Origin of the sequence: Yoonia tamlensis (genome assembly GCF_900115105.1) — a bacterium.
Taxonomy (GTDB): domain Bacteria; phylum Pseudomonadota; class Alphaproteobacteria; order Rhodobacterales; family Rhodobacteraceae; genus Yoonia; species Yoonia tamlensis.
Genome location: NZ_FOYP01000002.1, coordinates 224,832 through 244,832, shown reverse-complemented (window position 1 = coordinate 244,832; position 20,001 = coordinate 224,832). Strand labels below are relative to the sequence as shown.

The 20,001-nt window shown below is 54.9% G+C and carries 17 protein-coding genes; 14 read left to right on the top strand and 3 right to left on the bottom strand.

What is annotated here, in order from left to right; all coding sequences use genetic code 11:
• Window positions 1-65: 65 nt before the first annotated feature.
• From BM320_RS13055 to BM320_RS13045, 3 genes are all read right to left on the bottom strand, one after another.
• Complete coding sequence (locus BM320_RS13055; RefSeq protein WP_090200999.1) at window positions 66-584, bottom strand: peroxiredoxin family protein; 519 nt, start codon at window positions 582-584, stop codon at window positions 66-68.
• A 94-nt stretch (window positions 585-678) separates the two neighbouring features.
• Window positions 679-1,362 carry a GntR family transcriptional regulator gene (locus tag BM320_RS13050; RefSeq protein WP_090200997.1) on the bottom strand — a complete coding sequence of 228 codons (684 nt, stop codon included), beginning with the start codon at window positions 1,360-1,362 and terminating at the stop codon, window positions 679-681.
• Window positions 1,363-1,446: 84 nt separating this feature from the next.
• Window positions 1,447-2,697 (bottom strand): enolase C-terminal domain-like protein, encoded by a 1,251-nt coding sequence (locus BM320_RS13045; protein ID WP_090200995.1) that lies wholly within the window; start codon window positions 2,695-2,697, stop codon window positions 1,447-1,449.
• 201 nt (window positions 2,698-2,898) lie between these two features.
• On the opposite strand from BM320_RS13045, the gene BM320_RS13040 reads away from it, so the two are divergent.
• From BM320_RS13040 to BM320_RS12975, 14 genes are all read left to right on the top strand, one after another.
• Window positions 2,899-3,738, top strand: a complete 840-nt coding sequence (locus BM320_RS13040; RefSeq protein WP_090200994.1) for an arsenate reductase/protein-tyrosine-phosphatase family protein — start codon at window positions 2,899-2,901, stop codon at window positions 3,736-3,738.
• Window positions 3,738-4,736, top strand: coding sequence for an ArsJ-associated glyceraldehyde-3-phosphate dehydrogenase (locus tag BM320_RS13035; protein ID WP_090200992.1), 999 nt, complete (start codon window positions 3,738-3,740; stop codon window positions 4,734-4,736). The genes BM320_RS13040 and BM320_RS13035 overlap by 1 nt, the downstream gene beginning before the upstream one ends.
• Complete coding sequence (gene arsJ, locus BM320_RS13030) at window positions 4,733-5,995, top strand: organoarsenical effux MFS transporter ArsJ (RefSeq protein ID WP_090200991.1); 1,263 nt, start codon at window positions 4,733-4,735, stop codon at window positions 5,993-5,995. Before BM320_RS13035 ends, arsJ begins: the two co-directional genes overlap by 4 nt.
• Window positions 5,992-7,002, top strand: a complete 1,011-nt coding sequence (arsB, locus tag BM320_RS13025) for an ACR3 family arsenite efflux transporter (RefSeq protein ID WP_090200989.1) — start codon at window positions 5,992-5,994, stop codon at window positions 7,000-7,002. The genes arsJ and arsB overlap by 4 nt, the downstream gene beginning before the upstream one ends.
• Before the next feature lie 327 nt (window positions 7,003-7,329).
• Complete coding sequence (locus BM320_RS13020; RefSeq protein WP_090200987.1) at window positions 7,330-8,175, top strand: GntR family transcriptional regulator; 846 nt, start codon at window positions 7,330-7,332, stop codon at window positions 8,173-8,175.
• Complete coding sequence (locus BM320_RS13015; protein ID WP_090200986.1) at window positions 8,157-9,257, top strand: ABC transporter ATP-binding protein; 1,101 nt, start codon at window positions 8,157-8,159, stop codon at window positions 9,255-9,257. The genes BM320_RS13020 and BM320_RS13015 overlap by 19 nt, the downstream gene beginning before the upstream one ends.
• Window positions 9,258-9,269: 12 nt before the next feature.
• The gene (locus BM320_RS13010) at window positions 9,270-10,196 is read left to right on the top strand and encodes an ABC transporter permease (RefSeq protein WP_090200985.1); all 927 of its coding nucleotides are present in this window, start codon (window positions 9,270-9,272) and stop codon (window positions 10,194-10,196) included.
• An 11-nt stretch (window positions 10,197-10,207) separates the two neighbouring features.
• Window positions 10,208-11,089 (top strand): carbohydrate ABC transporter permease, encoded by an 882-nt coding sequence (locus BM320_RS13005; RefSeq protein ID WP_090200983.1) that lies wholly within the window; start codon window positions 10,208-10,210, stop codon window positions 11,087-11,089.
• 48 nt (window positions 11,090-11,137) lie between these two features.
• Window positions 11,138-12,685 (top strand): type 2 periplasmic-binding domain-containing protein, encoded by a 1,548-nt coding sequence (locus tag BM320_RS13000; RefSeq protein ID WP_110580800.1) that lies wholly within the window; start codon window positions 11,138-11,140, stop codon window positions 12,683-12,685.
• A gap of 69 nt (window positions 12,686-12,754) precedes the next feature.
• Window positions 12,755-15,085, top strand: a complete 2,331-nt coding sequence (locus BM320_RS12995) for a heparinase II/III domain-containing protein (protein WP_090200981.1) — start codon at window positions 12,755-12,757, stop codon at window positions 15,083-15,085.
• Window positions 15,086-15,162: 77 nt separating this feature from the next.
• Window positions 15,163-15,909, top strand: a complete 747-nt coding sequence (locus BM320_RS12990; RefSeq protein ID WP_090200980.1) for an SDR family NAD(P)-dependent oxidoreductase — start codon at window positions 15,163-15,165, stop codon at window positions 15,907-15,909.
• Between the two features lie 85 nt (window positions 15,910-15,994).
• Window positions 15,995-17,353, top strand: a complete 1,359-nt coding sequence (locus BM320_RS12985; protein ID WP_090200978.1) for an MATE family efflux transporter — start codon at window positions 15,995-15,997, stop codon at window positions 17,351-17,353.
• A 255-nt stretch (window positions 17,354-17,608) separates the two neighbouring features.
• Entirely contained in the window at window positions 17,609-18,895 is a 1,287-nt protein-coding gene (locus BM320_RS12980) for a capsular polysaccharide export protein, LipB/KpsS family (protein WP_090200976.1), read from the top strand.
• Window positions 18,895-19,992 (top strand): polysaccharide biosynthesis/export family protein, encoded by a 1,098-nt coding sequence (locus BM320_RS12975; protein WP_090200975.1) that lies wholly within the window; start codon window positions 18,895-18,897, stop codon window positions 19,990-19,992. Before BM320_RS12980 ends, BM320_RS12975 begins: the two co-directional genes overlap by 1 nt.
• Window positions 19,993-20,001: the final 9 nt, after the last annotated feature.

The following is a 20,001-nucleotide window of genomic DNA, read 5'->3' as shown; positions in this document are numbered from 1 at the left end:
GCTCTTAATGTTTCGCTGTCAAATACACCGTCACAAAAACACGAAAATACACGTTTAACGCGCGTCTATGCGGTGCCTCGTGCAGGGCGATCACTTTGTTTTGTAAAGATCATTCCGTCAAGCAGCTCTGCCAGTTCGGGGCGCGCGGAGGGGCCGTTTGAAATGGCGGCGATGACCAAACTTCCGTCAGGGCGAATCACAAAGACACCCGGTTCGGCAAAACGCCGGTCGGTTTCACCACTTGATAGCGGGTCGGACATAAACACGCCCAGCTGGGCCATTTGCTGTTCATCAAGGTCGTAACCGATGTCGAACGCCCAACCGAATTCTGCCTGATCGGCGGCGGCTTTTTCGACAGGGTCGGCCGAAACAACAGCGATATCAAAGCCGGCATTTGCCCATTCGTCGCGCATGCCATTCAAAATATTCAGGTATTTCTTGCAACGCCCGCAGTGCTTGCCGCGGTAGACAACTAGAAGGGTCCAGTTTTCGCGCGTGCCACCCACGGTCAGCGTACCGCCACCAAGCTGCGGAAACGTCAACGATGCAAGGATGCTTCCTGCGATTGGCTTAGGCGTTGGCATGGCTTGCGCTCCAAATCTGCGAAATTCCAAATCAGCTTAGCAGCGATTTTTCTGGGATACCAGTTTGCATTTTGGAACAAATGCAAATTTGGACCTATGGCTCGAAATAATCGGGGTTGTCATGAAAGATTGCGTCAATTGTGCCATCAAGCCGCGCAAGATGCACCCGACCAATTTCGACAGCCCCTTCGGAATCGCCAGCCAGAACGCGTTCGGCAATTGTTGCGTGATCCTGAAACAGGTCGGGCATCCGGTCTTCTTTTGACAGGCTGAGCATACACAAGCGGTCAACATTGGCCTTTTCGACGGAAATCACTTCGAACGCGAAGTCGACTTTGGCGGCTTTGCACAGGATGCGGTGGAAATCGTAATCAAGCTTGCCAAACTTTTCGTAATTGCCGGCTTCGACCGCGGCAGCCTGCTGTGCAAGGTTCGCATCAAGCGCGGTTTTGGTGGCTTCGGTTGCATTTTCCGCCGCGCGGCGCATGACTTCGGTTTCGACGCAGACGCGGACAAAGCGCGATTTCGCAACTTCGCGCCGCGAAAACCGTTTCACTTCCGTTGCCTTTTGGGGCTGGATCAACAAAAGCCCCAGATTTGCTAGCCGGCTGAACGCATCGCGCACCGGCTGCCGCGATACACCGAATTGCGCGGCAATTTCAGCCTCTGAAATCTTGTCACCAGGCAACATCTCGAGCTTAACGATCGAGTTATACAACGTATCAAAGACAACATCGACGCTGGTCTTGCGCTCTTTGGTGCGGACTGTTGCTGGCATTGTTGTTTTCCTCCGGTTTCGAAAGGGGATAGCTTGAGATGTTGGATTTGACCAGACTTTCAGCGCCTTTGCGCGCCTAAGAAATTACCATCTGGGCACTTTTCGTTCATAGTTAGGGACATATTTCAGCATTTCGTCGGTATCATCACGGTCTTTCACCATGGCCTTGTTGTAAAGCGTATGAAGCTCGGCAATGGATTCGTGGTCAAGCTCAACCCCCAATCCCGGCCCGTCAGGAACCTGCAGGGTGCCGTTCTTAAAGGTCGGGCGCCCGCCTTTGATGATTTCCTTGCTCGACCATGGGTAATGCGTGTCGCAATCAAACGTCAAGTTGGGCGTGGCGGCCGCAACATGACACATCGCAGCGAGCGAAATACCCAGATGCGAATTCGAATGCATCGACACCCCAAGATTCGCCGCGCGGCAGATTTCACCAAGGTGCACCGCTCCTGTTGCGCCGCGCCAGTAATGATGGTCCGACAGCACAATCTGCACGGCGTCCTTTTTAACGGCTTCGATGATCTGTTCAAATTCCACGACAACGAGGTTCGTGGCCAACGGCATATCGATCAACGCCGAGAGCTCGGCCATCGCATCCATGCCACGACAAGGGTCCTCCAGATACTCGAGCACCCCGTCAAGCGCGTCAGCGACGCGTTTGGCAGTTGGCACCGTCCATGCGCCCATCGGGTCAATCCGCAGCGGGTGATCGGGAAAGGTTTCGCGCAGCTTGAGCATGGTTTCAATTTCCAAATCAGGCTCTAACACGCCGCCTTTGAGCTTCCATGATCGGAATCCGTAGTCTTTTGAAAACTGTTTTGCCTGATCAACAAGCGCATCGGGGGTCATGACCTCGCCCATGATATCGGGGCCGAATGTCATGTCCTGTTTGGCGAATTTATAAAAAAGATAGCCGCCAAAGGGGATTGTTTTGCGCACAGCGCCGCCCAGCAAATCATACAGCGGGCGGCCGACCTCTTTGCCGCGGATATCCAAAAGCGCGATTTCGAATGCACTATAAACCACATCGACAACCTTGTGATCGGCAAGCGCGGTCGGCGCATTGACCCCGCCACCATCTGGCAACGCGGTTTCGATACGGCGCCGCAAAGCGCGCAGATCGTAAGGGTCCAGCCCTTCAAGCAGGGGGGCAACCGTCTGCAACCCCGTCAACGTACGCTTTGCGCCGTAAGCTTCGCCAAGCCCTGTAATGCCGGTATCTGTCTTGACTTCGATTATGGCGCGCAAAAACACAGAAGGGTGCACGCCCTTGGTATTCGCAAGCGGCACATCCGGAATCGCGATAGGCGTAATTATGACCTCTGTTATGCGCATTAACCCCTCCCATGAATGACGGTGCAGCAAGTGCAAACCATCGGCATATGAAAATACTAGTATACCACGAACGCAAAATCTACACTTCTGTTTTGGCGTGTGACTGGCGCGGTGATGCGCCATTGAATTGTTACAAAAGATTCATATTCCGGCGGGCAATAGCAGTTGACGATTCTAAGATAATTCAAATATTCATGAAATATGGAATCAATGCTCACAGATCGTCTTTCTACCCTTAGCCACCCGCAGCGCATGGCGGTATTCCGGCTGTTGATGCGGCGTTGCCCGGATGCTTTGCCTGCTGGCGAAATCGCAACCGTCTTGGGGTTCAAACCCAGCACGGCATCGGTCTACCTGTCGGCGCTGACAAAAACCCAATTGATCACACAACAACGCCAAGGCGCGAAGCTACTTTACACCATTAATCTGGACGCAGCCCGTGACGTTGTTGCGGGGCTTTTTGTCGATTGTTGTCGTGGACGGGCAGATCTTTGCCCTCCATCATATTCAGACCTTCTTCAGGGGATATCCAATATGGCTGATCAGAAATTCAACGTTTTGTTCGTGTGTACGGGCAATTCTGCGCGCTCCATTGTTGCCGAAACCATCTTGCGGGATATGGCCGGGGATCGGTTTACTGCCTATTCGGCCGGCACCACGCATCGGTCGGGATTGAACCCGCTTGCGGTTGAGATGCTTAAAGCAAAGGGACACGATATTTCACCCCTACGATCCAAAAACGTAACGGAATTCCAAGGGGCTGACGCGCCAAAGATGGACTTTGTTTTTACGGTTTGTGACCGTGCTGCGAATGAAGAATGTCCGACATGGCCGGGTCAGCCCGTTTCAGGGCACTGGGGCATGCCGGACCCAGTCAAGGCGACGGGCACAGACGCTGAAAAACGGTTGGTTTTCCATCAGGTTTATGGTGCGATTCATAACCGTTTGGCCGCGTTTACCGCACTATCGCTGGACCTACTGGACCGCGCCGCATTGCAACAAAAGGTCGATGAAATCGGCCGGATACAGGAAAACCAATAATGGTTACTTATGCTTTGAACGGCCTTGGCCGGATGGGAAAACTGGCGCTACGGCCATTGCTGGAAAGCGGCGCGCAGATCGCATTTATCAATGATGCGGTGGGCGATCCGGCGATGCATGCGCATTTGCTTGAATTCGATTCCGTACATGGCCGCTGGCCCGCCACATTTGCCGCGGATGACAGCGCAATTACCATCGACGGCACGCGCATTCCGGTCACGAGCACCCGCAATCTGACCGACCTGCCGCTTGACGGGGTGGATGTCGTGATTGACTGCACCGGCGCATTTAAGACCGAGGCCAAGATTGCTCCGTATTTTGCTGCTGGCGTGAAAAAGGTCGTGGTCTCGGCCCCGATCAAAGACGGCCCCACCGCCAATATTGTTTACGGCGTGAATAATGACAGCTATGATCCGGCCACCCACGATATTGTCACCGCTGCAAGCTGCACCACCAATTGCCTGGCGCCTGTGGTCAAGGTGCTGCTTGAAGGGATCGGGATCAAACACGGGTCGATCACCACGATCCATGATGTGACCAACACCCAAACCATCGTTGACCGCCCCGCCAAGGACATGCGCCGCGCGCGGTCGGCATTAACCAATCTGATCCCGACAACCACAGGGTCCGCCACGGCGATCACCCTGATTTACCCAGAGCTTGCGGGCAAGCTGAACGGCCATGCGGTGCGGGTGCCGCTGCTGAATGCTTCGATCACCGATTGCGTGTTTGAAATGGCCCGCGAAACAACGGTCGAAGAGGTCAATGCCCTGTTCAAAGCCGCCGCCGAAGGCCCGCTCAATGGCATCTTGGGATATGAAACAAGGCCCCTCGTGTCGTCAGATTATACCAATGACCCGCGCAGCAGCATCATTGATGCGCCTTCCACCATGGTCATCAACGGCACGCAGCTAAAAATCTATGCATGGTATGACAATGAATATGGCTATGCGCACCGTTTGGTTGATGTGGCGCTGATGGTCGGGCGCACGCTGTGACACGGCCCGCCGGATTTTCCGCCTATATGGTCGTCACGGCGGCATATTGGGCGTTCATGCTGACCGATGGCGCGCTGCGGATGTTGGTGCTTTTGCATTTTCACACGCTGGGGTTTTCGCCGGTGCAGCTCGCCTATCTGTTTGTGCTGTATGAAATCGCTGGGGTTGTGACCAACCTGTCGGCGGGGTGGATCGCAGCGCGGTTTGGGCTGACGGCAACGCTTTATGCGGGTCTAACATTGCAGATTGTGGCGCTTTTGGCGCTGGCGCAGTTGGACCCTGCTTGGGGGATCACGGCATCGGTGGTGTTTGTCATGCTGGTGCAGGGGCTGTCGGGCGTGGCCAAAGACCTTGCGAAGATGAGCGCAAAAAGCGCGGTCAAGATCCTTGCCCCATCGGGCGGCGGGCTGTTTCGCTGGGTGGCCATTCTGACCGGATCAAAAAACGCGGTGAAAGGGGCAGGTTTCTTGCTGGGTGCTGCGCTGCTGGCCTTGGCTGGTTTTGTGCCTGCGGTGTTGGGGATGGCGGCGATACTATGCGTGATCCTGATCGGGGTGATGATCGGCATGCCCGCAGGCCTGCCGGTGGGGCGCAAGGACGCCAAATTCACCGAAGTCTGGTCAAAGAACCGCAATATCAACTGGCTAAGCTTTGCGCGGATGTTCCTGTTTGGCGCGCGTGATGTGTGGTTTGTGGTTGGCATTCCGATCTATTTCTATGCCGTGCTGTCCGACGGTAGCCATGCCGGCAACCGCAATGCGTTCTTTATGATCGGGACCTTCATGGCGGTCTGGACGATCCTTTATGGCGTGGTCCAAGGGGCGGCGCCGCGGATTTTGCGCGCCGCCAAGCGATCAGAGGCCGACATGCTTGGCCAGTCAAAACGCTGGGTCGTCATGTTGGGCGTTGTGCCGGTGGTTTTGGCGCTGGCGGTCTGGGTTGCGCCTGCGCCATCCGCCCCGCTGACCGCAACTGTAATCGCAGGGCTGCTTATCTTCGGCGCGATTTTTGCGGTGAATTCTTCACTGCATTCCTATCTGATCCTGCACCTTTCGGACGCAAACCGCGTCACGATGGATGTCGGGTTCTATTATATGGCCAATGCGGCGGGTCGGCTGATTGGCACGGTTCTATCGGGGCTAAGCTATCAAATCGGCGGGTTGCCATTGTGTCTGGGGGCCGCCGCCGCGATGATCGGGCTGAGCTGGCTTGGCGTTGCACAATTGCGCCCCGCCCAAACACAAAAGGCGCGCGCATGAATATCTTTGAAAAATACCTATCCGTCTGGATCGGCCTTGCGATGGTGGGTGGGATCGTTCTGGGCAATATTGCACCGGTTTTGGTGCGTGCCGTTGCGGCGGCAGAATTTGCCAGTGTGAACCTTGTTGTTGCGGTGCTGATTTGGGCGATGGTCTATCCGATGATGGTGGGCGTTGACCCGAAATCGCTGCGCGATGTCGCCAAACAGCCGCGCGGGTTGATGATTACATTGGTCGTTAACTGGCTGATCAAACCCTTCACAATGGCAGCACTTGCGGTGCTGTTTTTCAAATACATCTTTGCGCCGTGGATTCCGCAGGAAGACGCGATGCAATATATCGCTGGGCTGATCCTGCTGGGCGCGGCGCCTTGCACGGCAATGGTGTTTGTCTGGTCACAACTGACCAAGGGCGACGCGACATATACGTTGCTGCAAGTGTCCGTGAACGACTTGATCATGGTGATCGCGTTTGCGCCGATCGTGGCGTTCTTGCTGGGGGTGACGGATATCACGGTGCCGTGGTCAACGCTGGTCTTGTCAGTGGTGCTGTTTATCGCGCTGCCGCTGGTCGCTGGGTTGATCACCCGCGCAAGGCTGAAATCCGAAACGGCAATTGGTGCGTTTCAGGCCCGCGTCAAACCCTATTCCGTTGTGGGGCTGATCGTGACGGTGATGATTTTGTTTGGACTGCAAGGGCAGGTGATCGTGGCAAAACCGCTGATCATCGTGCTGATCGCGGTGCCGATTATCTTGCAAAGTTACGGCATTTTTGCGGTGGCCTATGCGGCCGCATTTGCGCTGAAGGTGCCGCACCGGATCGCGGCGCCCTGCGCCTTGATCGGCACTTCGAATTTCTTTGAACTTGCCGTTGCCGTCGCGATTAGCCTGTTCGGGCTTCATTCGGGGGCGGCGCTGGCAACCGTTGTCGGCGTGCTTGTCGAGGTGCCCGTGATGCTGACACTGGTTGCCTTTGCCAATCGGACGCGGGCGCGGTTTGTGCCCTAGATATCGCATTGCCGGCGCCCCTGCTGCACTGGGGTGATCGGGGTCCGACAGGGGTGTGATTCTGTTTCTATTGCGCGCCGAATTTTTCAAAAATTCGTACCATAGGTTGATTTATTTTATGCCGGTCAGGCACGGATAGGCCGTTGCATTTTCATATTTGAAATGTCGAAAATTGACATCAAGTCCCTGAATTTAATCAGTTAAGTACCACCATTTTTACACGAATTATGAAAGACAGGGTCGATTTCGGCTATTGAATATTTGTGTTGAGTGACGGCTACAACTGATATACTAGTATGACATCCAAGCCTTGGGAGGGAGATTGGAATGTCCGCGCAAACCACAGTTCCGCACGTTGACGTGCCAGGCGCTTTGAGCTTGCAGGAACTGTTGCGTGACGTGGTATTTGACGCAAGCAAACCGCTTGCCTCTCAAATCTATGAACTGCTGCGCGACTTCATCGTCTCGGTCAAAATTAAGCCAGGTTGTGCGCTTTCCGAAAAGGAAATCGGCGCCCTGTTGAACGCGAGCAAAACACCCGTCCGCGAGGCAATGATCCGGCTCGAGGAAACGGGGCTTGTCCGGATTGTCCCCCAAAGCGGCACCTATGTCGCGCCGCTTGATGTCAAAAGCTATATATCGGCCTGTTTTACGCGGCTGCACCTTGAAATCGGGGCCGTCCGCGCCGCTGCGCATTCGCCATCGCGGCATAAATTCAAGGCAGTATTCGATGATCTGGTCGCGCAGCAGCAAAGCGCATGGGACAGTGACGACTTCGAAGCGTTTTTTCATCTTGATGAGGCGCTTCACAAAGAGTTTTTCCGCGCGGCAGAGGTTCCTGATGTTTGGGAAACTGTTCGCCGCACCCAAGCTGATGTTTACCGTGTCCGACACCTGCGCCGCATTCGCAATATTCGCAACGGTGCCAAGGTTATTGCCGACCACAAAGCAATCATCAGTGCCATTTTGGATGGTGATGCGGATCGCGCGCAGACGGCCCTGATTGCGCATATCGGGTCGCTGGAAGCAAAAATTAAGTCCCTCGCTGATCAGCCGGATTTGATGCGCATAATTGAGATTCTTAACACAACCCGCCCACGCTCGCGGCGCCAAAAATCGAACCTGTCCAATACTGCGCAGGTCACGGAGGAAACATGTCAAGTGTCGTACTAGAGAAGATCGTCAAGAAATATGGCGCATTTGAAGTTGTCCATGGAATTGATTTGGAAATCGCCGCGAAGGAGTTTGTGGTGCTTGTCGGCCCGTCGGGCTGCGGCAAATCAACAACCTTGCGCATGATCGCGGGGCTCGAGGAAATTTCCGGCGGGACGCTCACAATTGGCGACCGCGTGATGAACCGCGTGGCCCCCAAAGACCGTGACGTTGCGATGGTGTTCCAGAACTACGCGCTATATCCGCATTTGTCGGTTTCCGAAAACATCGCTTTTGGTCTGCGTATCCGCAAGGTCAAGAAAGAACAGATCGCTGAATCTGTTGCAGATGTTGCGGGCATTCTGGGCCTGACAGATTATCTTGACCGTCGCCCTGCCGATTTGTCGGGTGGTCAGCGCCAGCGTGTTGCGATGGGCCGCGCGATTGTGCGCCACCCCGAAGTTTTCTTGTTTGACGAACCGCTGTCGAACCTCGACGCGAAACTGCGCACCCAGATGCGCGCCGAGATCAAGCGCCTGCACAAACGTCTTGGTGTGACCAGCGTATACGTGACCCACGATCAGGTCGAAGCCATGACATTGGCTGACCGTATTGTCGTGATGTGTGACGGCCGGATTGAACAGATCGGCACGCCAATGGATCTGTTCAACAATCCGATCAACACATTTGTCGCGGGCTTTATCGGGTCTCCGCCGATGAACCAGATCGACGCAAAACTGACCTATGATGACAAGGGCCCGCTGGCCGACATCGACGGTGTTGCGGTCCGTCTGCCGGCCCTTCCCGAGCTAAAGCACAACGAAGGCCGCAAGATTGTTGTTGGCATGCGTCCGGAACATATGTCGATCACGCCGATTGACGACGCGTCTGAACTGCCTGTCACGCTTGATCTGATCGAAACGCTCGGCTCCGAGGCGCTGTTGCACACGATGGTTGCGGGTAAACCGTTTGTTGCAAAAGCCGAAACCAACGGCAAGGCGCTGGCGCTGGAAGATGTGACATCACTGCGCATCGCAGCAAAAGAGATCAAGGTTTTTGACGGCGAAACCGGCATGGCTTTTGGCCACCCAGGAACAGCATAAGGCGACCCCGATATGGAACATCGCACGACCAGACTGAACCGGATTGCGGACCATTTGCGCGCGAACTGGCAGATTTATGTTCTGCTGGCACCGACCATTATTTGGTTCATCGTCTTTTTGTACCGTCCAATGTACGGCCTGCAAATCGCGTTCAAAGACTATAGCGTTTTTCGCGGGATTGATGGCAGCCCTTGGATCGGGTTTGAACATTTTCACACGTTGTTTGGCAGCGACCAGTTTATCCGCGCGCTGAAAAACACCGTTATTATCAGCATGCTGACCCTGCTATTCGGGTTCCCGATGCCGATCATTCTGGCGCTGATGTTCAACGAGGTTCTGAACCAGACCTATAAGAAAACTGTGCAAACGGTTGTTTACCTGCCGCACTTTATCTCGACCGTGATTATTTCGGGTATCGTGATTACTGCCTTTTCCCCGTCATCGGGTGTGGTGAACACGGTGCTGGACTGGTTCGGATTTGACAAGATCTACTTTCTGACCAAACCCGAATGGTTCCGTCCGATCTTTATCGGGTCCGGAATTTGGCAAGAAGCCGGGTTTAGCTCGATCGTATTCCTTGCTGCGATCGCAGGGGTGAACCCGTCACTGTACGAAAGTGCCGTGGTGGATGGTGCGTCGCGCTGGCAGATGATGTGGAAAATCACGATCCCGTCGATCATGCCGACCATTATCATCATGCTGATCATTCGTATCGGGAACCTTCTTGAGGTCGGTTTCGAGATGATCATCTTGCTCTATCAGCCAGCAACCTATCAAACCGCGGATGTCGTTAACACATACATCTACCGGCAGGGTTTGCAGGTCGGCCAATACGATTTGGCTGCGGCTGCGGGGCTGTTCAACGCTGTTGTCGCCTTTGTTCTGGTGATGACCGCCAACACGATTTCCAAGCGCTATTCGCGCACTTCACTGTGGTAGGAGATTAGAAAATGGCCAACATGAATCTCTATTCGCGCGGTGACAAAGGCTTTGTCATAGCCAACATGATCCTGATCGGGTTGTTCGCACTGTCGACGCTGTACCCGTTCATCTACATCGCTTCGATGTCGCTAAGTTCGGGGTTTGCGGCGCAGGCCGGGACCGTGGTGCTGACGCCGGTCGATTTGACTGTCGCTGCCTATGGCAAGGTTCTGTCGGAACCGCAGTTCTGGATTTCGTACCGCAATACGTTCATCTACACGATTGGCGGGACGGTGATGAGCCTGATCATCATCATTCCGGGCGCCTATGCGCTGTCACGTCCGCAGCTTTACGGGCGTCGGTTCTGGAACCTGATGGTTGCATTTACCATGTGGTTTAACGCCGGTCTGATCCCGTTCTTCCTGAACATGCGCGACCTGCACCTGCTGGACAGCTATTTCGGGATTATCATCGCCTTTGCGTGTAACGCGTTCAACATCATCTTGTTGCGGAACTTTTTCGAGAGCATTCCAAGCTCGTTCGAGGAAGCGGCCCGCATGGATGGCGCCAATGATTTTCAGGTGCTGCGCAAAGTCTATGTGCCCCTGTCCAAACCCGCGATTGCGACCGTCACACTGTTTTGCATCGTGGCGCGCTGGAACGGGTTCTTTTGGGCGATGGTTCTTTTGCAGGACGAAAACAAGATCCCGCTGCAGGTCTACCTGCGCCACGTCATCACCGAACTTTCTGATGACGAACAGTTTGCAGCGACACTGATCGATGCGCCCTATTCGGTTGATACCGTCACGGCCGCGATTGTTGTCTGCTCCATCATTCCGGTGCTTCTGATCTATCCGTTCGTTCAGAAGTATTTCAACAAAGGCATCCTTTTGGGAGGGGTGAAAGAGTGATCCGGATACCGACGACGACTTACATTAATTGCATAATTGGAGGTAAATATGCGTAAAATGAAACTGGCTTCGGCCTTCCTGATGTCAACGGCGATCGCGCCAGCGGCACATGCTGACGGGCATCTGCAGATTGTGGATGAACCGCTCGAGCTGACGATCCACATGCACTGGCCACGTGCGCAAGGGTATAACGAGGAATACCCTGTTGAGCTGGCCGCGCGTGAAATGACAGGGATCCACCTGATCGACGCGACATCCGGCAAAAACACAACCGATCACAACGAAGCCATCAACTTGCTGTTGGCGACAGGTGATCTGCCCGATATCGTCGGCGGCCACCGGATCAAAGATGCGGTTAACCAATATGGCCCCGAAGGTGCGTTTGTACCGCTCAACGATCTGATCGAAGAACATGCCCCCCACATCAAAGCATTCTTTGATGAAAACCCTGACATCGCCCAGGCGATTTCGTCATGGGACGGCAACATGTACTACATCCCGTATCTGCCCGATGGTAAATTCGGCCGTGCCTATTTCATCCGTCAGGACTGGCTGGATGCGCTGGGTCTCGAGCAGCCGCAAAACGTTGATGAATTCTATGACGTTCTGGTCGCATTCCGCGATAACGATCCAAACGGCAACGGCCTGAAAGACGAGATCCCTCTCTTCCAGCGCCAGTGGGAAGAACTGATCCGCTACGTCACCCTTTGGGACGGTCGTTCAAGCGGTTCTGACACATACCACGACTTTATGGTTGTCGACGGCCAGTTGCAGCACCCCTATGCGACCGAAGGTTACCGTGACGGCATGGCACATCTGGCAAAATGGTATGCCGAAGGCCTGATCGATCCGGAGATCTTTACACGTGGCTCCAGCTCGCGCGATTATCTTTTGTCAGAAAACCTTGGTGGTGTGACCCACGATTGGTTCGCGTCTACATCAGGCTATAACGCGTCACTTGAAGGCACTGTCGAAGGCTTCAACTTTGTGCCGTTCCTGCCGCCGGCATCTGTCAGCGGCGTGCGCATGGAAGAGCACCGCCGCATTCCGTTCAAACCCGACGGTTGGGCGATCAGCCACACCAACGAAAACGTCATCGAGACAATCAAATACTTTGACTTCTTCTTCACCGAAGAAGGCCGTTTGTTGTCCAACTTTGGTGTTGAAGGCGACACTTGGAACATGATCGACGGCCAGCCGGTCTATACAGATGAAGTGCTGAACGGCGGCATCGCCGTGAACACGCAAATGTATGAAGTCGGTGCGCAAATCCAGCGCGGCTACTGGCAGGACTACCGCTATGAATGGCAGTGGACCGCAGAAGCAGCACGTGAAGGTATCGAACTTTATGATGCCAATGATCTGCTGATCGACCAGTTCCTGGGCGTGGCGTTCAACGAAGACGAACAGCGCGTTTATGACCGTAACTGGACACAAATCCAAACCTATATGCTGGAACGCCAGCAGGCTTGGATCTTGGGGACCGGCGACATCGAAGCAGACTGGGATGACTACGTCGCCCAGTTGGATCGCATGGGCTACAACGACGTGATCGAAGTTATGCAAGCTGCATACGACCGTCAGTACGGAAACTAAGTTTTCTCCCTGACTGTCCGCCTGTGATGGGCGGGCAGTCTAAATCATTCTGAATTAGGACAATTTTCGATGGCTACGCGCACCACCCAAGCAGCATATCTGGACGAACCACGTGCTGGACGGTTGAACATTCAATACGCACCCGACGGACAAAGCGTTGTTGAAAACCCGCCGCGGTTTACATGGCTGCCCGTCGTCGCCGACGAGGCGCATTATGTCGTGCGCGTGTCCAAAGACCCCGAATACCCTGCGGCAAAGACCCAAGTCTTCAAAGATATCGCCGTGAATTTTCTGACCCCCGATGTCGTCTTTGAACCAGGCAAATATTACTGGTCCTATGCCGTATGGGACGCCGCAACAAATGCGCCCGCCACCCAGTGGAGCACATCGCGCAGCTTTGAAATTGCTGCCGATCTGCCGCAGGTGCCGCTTGCAAATCGTGCGAACCGCTATGCAAATGCCGATATGGCCCACCCGCGTCTGTGGCAAAGCCCTGCCGCGCTAAAGGAATTCAAAAAAGCCGTGGCCAAGGATGCAGATCACTGCACTTGGGCGACCTTTTATGAAAAATCTGTCCTGCCATGGATGGACCGCCCCGTGATGAAAGAGCCCGCAGGCTATCCAAATCATCAGCGCGTGGCACCGATCTGGCGCCAGACCTATATCGACTGCCAGGAACTGATCTATGCGATCCGTCATCTGGCGATTGGTGGTCATGTCACCGATAACCCCGATATGATCGCCCGCGCCAAAGAATGGCTGCTCGAGGCGGCAAGCTGGGACCCAGCGGGCGTGACCTCGCGCGGGTATACCGACGAATGGGCGTTTCGGGTGACTGATGCTTTGGCTTGGGGGTATGACTGGCTCTATAATGATATGACTGCGGATGAACGCGACACGGTGCGCGCCGCGCTTTTGATCCGGACCCGTGAAATCGCGGATCACATTATCAAACACGCCAATATCCACCTGTTCCCTTATGACAGCCACGCCGTGCGCGCGGTGTCTGCGGTGCTGATCCCTGCGTCTATTGCGATGCTGGATGAAGAACCCGAAGCCCGCGAATGGTTGGATTATTCGATCGAATTCCTGTTCACCGTCTATTCGCCTTGGGGCGATGCCGACGGCGGCTGGGCCGAAGGTCCGCATTACTGGATGACAGGCATGGCCTATCTGACCGAAGCCGCGAACCTGCTCAAACTGTTCTCGGGCATCAACCTGTATGACCGCCCGTTTTTCCAACACACAGGCGACATGCCGCTTTATACCAAAGCGCCCGACACCCGCCGCGCGACATTTGGCGATGACAGCACCATGGGCGATCTGCCTTGCCTGAAAATCGGCTATAACCTGCGCCAGTTTGCAGGGGTCACGGGCAACGGGGCCTATCAATGGTATTATGACGAAATCAAACGTAACGATCAGGGCACCGAAATGGCGTTCTATAATTACGGCTGGTGGGATCTTAACTTTGACGAAATGCTGTACCGGACCGACTGGCCCGTTGTTGATGCAGTGCCGCCGTCCGATATTGCCAAGCTGAAGTTCTTTGAAGGCATTGGCTGGACCGCGATCCAACACCGGATGGATGACCCCGCCAAGCATATCCAGTTTGTGATGAAATCATCGCCATTCGGGTCAATCAGCCACAGCCACGGCGACCAGAACGCGTTTTGTCTGGCCGCATACGGCGAAGATCTGGCTGTGCAATCGGGCTATTACGTCGCATTCAACAGCTCTATGCACCAAGAATGGCGCAAGCAAACCGTGTCCAAGAACGCGATCCTGATCAATGGCAAAGGCCAATATGCAGGCCGCGACAAATCTCTGCAAATGCAATCTGTCGGTAAAATTCTGGCGGCAGAAGAACGTGACGATCACGTTTATATCAAAGGTGACGCAACGGCGGCCTATCAGCTGGTCACCCCAGAGGTCACCAATGTCACCCGCGAAGTCTATTTCGTGCGCGACAGCTATTTTGTCATCGTTGACAGCATTGATGCCTCGGAGGAGGTTGAAATCGAATGGCGGCTGCATGCCAACAACCCGTTTGACCTAAGCGCGAATTCATTCCGCAACACGGGCGAACGCGCAGGGTTCTACGGGCAGGTGATCTGGTCCGAAGGAACAACGCCGACCATCACGCAAACCACAGGCTATCCGGGTGTGGATATGTCCGAAATCAAGGACCAGCATATCGGGTCGTTCCTGAGCGTGAACTACACAAAATCGCGCCGTCACAGGGTTGCGACATTGCTTGTGCCCTACGCAAAAGAAGACCCCAAACGCATCTTCCATTTCCTGGATGACCAGGGATATGACTGCGATCTGTATTTCACCGACGCGGACGAAAACGCGTTCAAAGTCGTCATGAAAAAGCTTGCCAGCACCGGCATTTAAGCCGGCCGGCATTGGTTCACTGCGGCGTTTCTGTGTTGCGCAGGGACGCCGTTAATAATTTGAAACTGGAGAGAAAAATGAAACTTCAAGGCAAAACAGCAATCGTAACAGGCGGTGGTCGTGATATCGGGCGCGCATGTGCGCTGGAACTTGCGGCGCAAGGCGCAAATGTTGCGATCAACTACCATTCTAGCTCTGAAGGTGCGGATTCAGCAGTGGCTGAGATCAAGGCTGCCGGCGGCAATGCATTCGCAATGCAAGGCGACATGACCCAAGAGGCCGACGTCAAAGCACTGGTCGCAAAAACCGTTGCGGAATTTGGCAAGATCGACAACCTGATGCATGTAACCGGCGGTATCGTCGGCCGCGTGACCATGCTTGATATGACGCTCGAGCATTGGAACAAGGTGATGACGCTGAATGCGACATCATTCATGCTTGCTGTGCGTGAATGTCTGCCGCACATGGGCCCGGGATCTTCGATCGTGTCGATGGCTTCCCAAGCGGGTCGTGATGGCGGTGGCCCCGGTTCAGGTGCCTATGCTGCGTCCAAAGGTGCGGTAATGACCCTGACACGCGGTCTGGCCAAAGAACTGGGTCCAAACATCCGCGTTAACTCGCTTTGCCCTGGTATGATCGACACGGATTTCCACAACGTGTTCACCAAACCCGAAGTCCGGACCCATGTCGCCAATGTTACCCCGCTGAAACGCGAAGGCAGTTCCGAGGACGTGGCCAAAGCGGCTGTTTTCCTTGCCTCTGACGAAGCGGCATTCATCACTGGCGCCAACGTCGACATCAACGGCGGTATGCTGTTCTCGTAAGAACAGGTTAAACTGATCGAAACAGCCCCCACTTTGCGGGGCTGTTTTCCTTTACGGGTCTTTTTGCGCCTTGGAATAATCAACTATGTCCGCACCGGCATCCCAAACCCCTACGACGGCCGCGATTTTTCAAATGGCGTGGCCTCTGACGCTCAAGGCGATGATGCTGCACGGCATTATCGTGATCGACGCCTATCTGGTGTCGGGCTTGGGGGAACAGGCGCTTGCTGCGATGGGTTTGGCGGCGTCGCTTGGCGGGATGCTGCTGGGCATTCTTTTTGCATTTTCGAGCGCAACGCAAATCCGGCTGGCGCAGGCCTTTGGTTCGGGGCGGCCTGTAGCACTTAAGACGGGGTTTTATGCGGGTGTTATTATCAACCTTGCGACCTCTTTGATCGGGCTGGGATTTGTGCTGTTGTTTGGTGCGCGGATCATTGGCAACCTTGCCCACACACCCGAAATTGCGACCCAGGCCCAAGCCTATTTATACGTCTTTCTATGCGTGGTCCTGATAGAGGCCGTCGGCCAATGTCTGGGCAGCTATTTCAATGGCTGCGGCGATACCAAAACCCCGTTTTACAGCTATCTGATCGCCCTGCCCGTGAATGTCACTGTCAGCTATGTCCTGATTTACGGCCTTTACGGGTTTCCTGCATTGGGTGTTGTCGGCGCGGCAGTCGGCACCGTAATTGCAGCAATCGCGCGTACCTTGTTTATGGGTGTCCGTTTCTACAAGGCGACAAGGGCCTACCGTAACGTTGCAGGCTGGCTGCATGGCACCCTGCTTGCGTCGATCAAGCGGCATCTGAAATTTGCCGCGCCAATTGCGGGCACATTTGTCAGCATGACCATGGCGACCAATATTTGTGCGATGATCTACGCCAAGATGAGCATCAACGACTTTGCGGCGATGACCCTGATTTCGCCGTGGGTGCAGGTCGCGGGTACATTCGGGATCGCTTGGGCGCAAGCAACTGGCATCAGCGTTGCGCAATTGCTGGCCAAAGATACGCCCAGCGCCGCGCTGGACGAATTCCTGAGCCGCGCGTGGCGGATGGCCTTTGTTGCGGCTGGGGTTGTGTCGTTTAGCTATCTCGTTCTGATCATGTGGTCGGGGCAAATCTATGCCGATCTTCAGGATGAAACGCGCGCGGCGCTATATAGTTTCTTGCCGATCCTGTTGGTTTTGCCGTTTCCCAAAGGGTCCAATGCAATCTGCGGGCAGACGCTGCGGGCAGGCGGCGATACGGTCTATGTGATGAATATTTTCATCGTCGGATCGTGGTTTTGCAAAGTCCCTTTGACAGCGCTGTTTGTGCTTTATCTCGAATTGCCTGTGCTTTGGATTTTCGCGCTTTTTCTGGTCGAAGAACTGGTCAAATTCCCGCTGTTTCATTTGCGGTTCTACGCTGGAAAATGGAAACTTGGCGGAAAAGACGACTAATACCCACATAGGCGGCGAAACCGGCACACAATTTTAGATTGTGTTCTGCGGTCGCAGGCGGATTTTCCTTCATCGGAAATCTGTTAAGCGTATTTTAACGATATTCCTAAGAATATGATCTAATCTTAAAAACTTTGTGCCATTGCGGTGTATTGTGTGCGTTTACGCAAACTTCACCACATTGTCATAGGTTTTCAGGAAGATCTGATCATGCACGTCTTGCGTGTGCCGCTTTGCGATTCAAAGGGATAGCCAATGTATCACTATATCAATCGCGACAAATCCGGCGAAGCTGCGAAGGTTTTGCTGCTGCAAGGGCCAGTCGGGCCGTTTTTCAGTGAATTGCAAACGGCGCTAAGGGCGCAAGGCTTTCAAGCAAAACACGTCACATTTAACGCAGGTGACGCCCATTTTGCCGCGCGTGACCAGACACTGGCCTTTGAAGGGTCTCTTGATGATTGGGCGCGCTGGTTGGGGGATGAATTGCGCCATGACACGCCGGATTTTATTGTCATGTTCGGCGCGATGCGCCCGCTGCACTATATCGCAAGGCAGGTCGCCGCGATGTATGCGATCAAGGTCATTTGCCTCGAAGAAGGGTATTTGCGGTCCGGCTATGTGACCTGCGAAATCGGCGGCAACAATGACGGATCGCCCTTGTGCGACTGGACGCCCGACAATGCACATTCAGGTGCGGCCGCTGCGCCCGCAACTGTCAAACACGGCTATCTGAACATGTGTTTTTGGGCCGTAATCTATTACTTGTTGCGCGATATTCGGGCGACGTCGCAGCAAAAACCGCTTTTCCACCGTCACTATGAAGGGGTGATCCGCCTCGCCGCATCATGGGTCGGGCATGCGTTTCGTCGGGTATGCGCGCGGCTGGTCTCGGGTGGCTTGCTGCGCAAATTGCGGGGGCGGCTGCACAAGAAATTCATGCTCGTTGTGTTGCAAGTCCCCAGCGATAGCCAACTGCGTTATGCCGCGCGCGGCTGGTCCAATGAAAAACTGATCCGCGAAACGCTTGGTGCGTTCAAACATACGCAGACCACGCAATCGCTGGTCTTTAAGCTGCACCCATTGGACCGGCGCGCGCGCGCAACGCGGCGGCTCATCCAAGAAACGGCGCGGGGTCTTGGCCTTGCGGATCGGGTGCGGGTTCTTGGTGCGGGCACAATGGGCGCTGTGACCCAACATGCCACGGGCATGATTGTGATCAACTCGACGTCGGCGTTTTCTGCGCTGCACCACAGTATTCCGGTGCTGGTGATGGGTGATGCGATCTATCGCCATGATGCGGTGGTTACTGTCGGGGATGATCCGCTTGATATCTGGGAATTCATGAATAAACGGGTCGCAAAACCTGCCCGGACCATTGCCACATTCATCCATGCCGTAAAGCACCGCGCGCTTTTGCCCGGCGATTATTATTGCGCGGCAGGTCGGGCGATTGCGGCAAAGGAGATCGCACAAAAGCTAAAGCAGGAACACAAACGCGCGCAAGCGCCATTGGCGGCATCTCTTCAGGCTGGCGCGGCGTAATGATCCTGCGCAAGGCCTTGTTATATTGCGCGTTACTTGCGGCGACCGGCTGCGGTGGCCTGCCCGCCTTTGGCCCGTCAGCGCAAGAGATAACCAACGCGGCGGTCACTGTCGCAGCGCAAGACGATGACATGACCACCTTTGCATTGGTTGAAGTATCGGCGCAAACGGTCCCGCCCGTCCAGCAGGGCGGCGGCGCATTTACCGCGCATTTTCGGGCGCAACGGTTTCTGACAGAAGATGAACCCATTTCCGTGTCTGACCTGCTTGAAATCCGGATATGGGAGGCGGCATCGGACGGTTTGTTTTCAACAAGCGGACAGCGCGACACAGTCCTGACAATTCCGGTGTCGAATGCCGGTACGATCACTGTGCCCTATGCCGGCGGCATCAATGTTGCGGGGTTGACCACAGACCGGGTGCGCGGTGTTCTTTTGGCCAAATATAACGGGCAGGCGATTGATCCCGAAATTAGCGTGCAGATCGTTGAAACTGCGACGCGTACGGTTGCCGTTCTAGGCGCTGTGCGCAATTCCGGACGGGCTGAAATCCCCGCGCAGGGCATGCGTTTGCTGGATCTTCTGGCGCAGATGGGCGGTGTGTCCCACCCCGACTGGGAGGTGGAAATTTCAGTTGCGCGCGGTGCGCAGCGCAGCAAATTGCGCATGGATCATCTGGCTGCGCAGGGCGGCAACAACATCGTCATCCTGCCCAACGATACGGTTCAGGTCACCCATGCACCCCGCCGCTATGCGGTATTTGGCGCAGTTGCGCAAAGTGGCCGCGTCAGCCTTGATGTCGCCAAACCGACCCTTTCGGACCTTTTGGCAGAGGTTGGCGGGCTAAACGACATGCAAGCCGCGCCCAATGCGGTGTTTGTTTTCCGCCGCGCCATGCGCCCTGACGAACAGCCGACAGTCTACAAGCTGGACTTTGCGCGCGCGGATTCCTTTTTGCTCGCGGATCAATTTGTGCTGCGCGACACGGATATTGTCTATGTGGCGACCGCCGATGCGCGCGAATTCCAGAAATTTATCTCCACCCTCGTTTCGCCGCTGCTTGGTGGCGTTTCCTCGGTGCAAAACCTTGGAAATTAGATGACAAAT

What these genes read in the sequence shown, in the direction of transcription:
- BM320_RS13005 (WP_090200983.1), top strand. Translation starts at nt 10,208, where the DNA reads ATGGCCAACATGAATCTCTATTCGCGCGGTGACAAAGGCTTTGTCATA.
- BM320_RS13055 (WP_090200999.1), bottom strand. Translation starts at nt 584, where the DNA reads ATGCCAACGCCTAAGCCAATCGCAGGAAGCATCCTTGCATCGTTGACG.
- BM320_RS13035 (WP_090200992.1), top strand. Translation starts at nt 3,738, where the DNA reads ATGGTTACTTATGCTTTGAACGGCCTTGGCCGGATGGGAAAACTGGCG.
- BM320_RS12985 (WP_090200978.1), top strand. Translation starts at nt 15,995, where the DNA reads ATGTCCGCACCGGCATCCCAAACCCCTACGACGGCCGCGATTTTTCAA.
- BM320_RS13050 (WP_090200997.1), bottom strand. Translation starts at nt 1,362, where the DNA reads ATGCCAGCAACAGTCCGCACCAAAGAGCGCAAGACCAGCGTCGATGTT.
- arsB (WP_090200989.1), top strand. Translation starts at nt 5,992, where the DNA reads ATGAATATCTTTGAAAAATACCTATCCGTCTGGATCGGCCTTGCGATG.
- BM320_RS13045 (WP_090200995.1), bottom strand. Translation starts at nt 2,697, where the DNA reads ATGCGCATAACAGAGGTCATAATTACGCCTATCGCGATTCCGGATGTG.
- BM320_RS12995 (WP_090200981.1), top strand. Translation starts at nt 12,755, where the DNA reads ATGGCTACGCGCACCACCCAAGCAGCATATCTGGACGAACCACGTGCT.
- BM320_RS13010 (WP_090200985.1), top strand. Translation starts at nt 9,270, where the DNA reads ATGGAACATCGCACGACCAGACTGAACCGGATTGCGGACCATTTGCGC.
- BM320_RS13015 (WP_090200986.1), top strand. Translation starts at nt 8,157, where the DNA reads ATGTCAAGTGTCGTACTAGAGAAGATCGTCAAGAAATATGGCGCATTT.
- BM320_RS12990 (WP_090200980.1), top strand. Translation starts at nt 15,163, where the DNA reads ATGAAACTTCAAGGCAAAACAGCAATCGTAACAGGCGGTGGTCGTGAT.
- BM320_RS12980 (WP_090200976.1), top strand. Translation starts at nt 17,609, where the DNA reads ATGTATCACTATATCAATCGCGACAAATCCGGCGAAGCTGCGAAGGTT.
- BM320_RS12975 (WP_090200975.1), top strand. Translation starts at nt 18,895, where the DNA reads ATGATCCTGCGCAAGGCCTTGTTATATTGCGCGTTACTTGCGGCGACC.
- BM320_RS13000 (WP_110580800.1), top strand. Translation starts at nt 11,138, where the DNA reads ATGCGTAAAATGAAACTGGCTTCGGCCTTCCTGATGTCAACGGCGATC.
- BM320_RS13020 (WP_090200987.1), top strand. Translation starts at nt 7,330, where the DNA reads ATGTCCGCGCAAACCACAGTTCCGCACGTTGACGTGCCAGGCGCTTTG.
- BM320_RS13040 (WP_090200994.1), top strand. Translation starts at nt 2,899, where the DNA reads ATGGAATCAATGCTCACAGATCGTCTTTCTACCCTTAGCCACCCGCAG.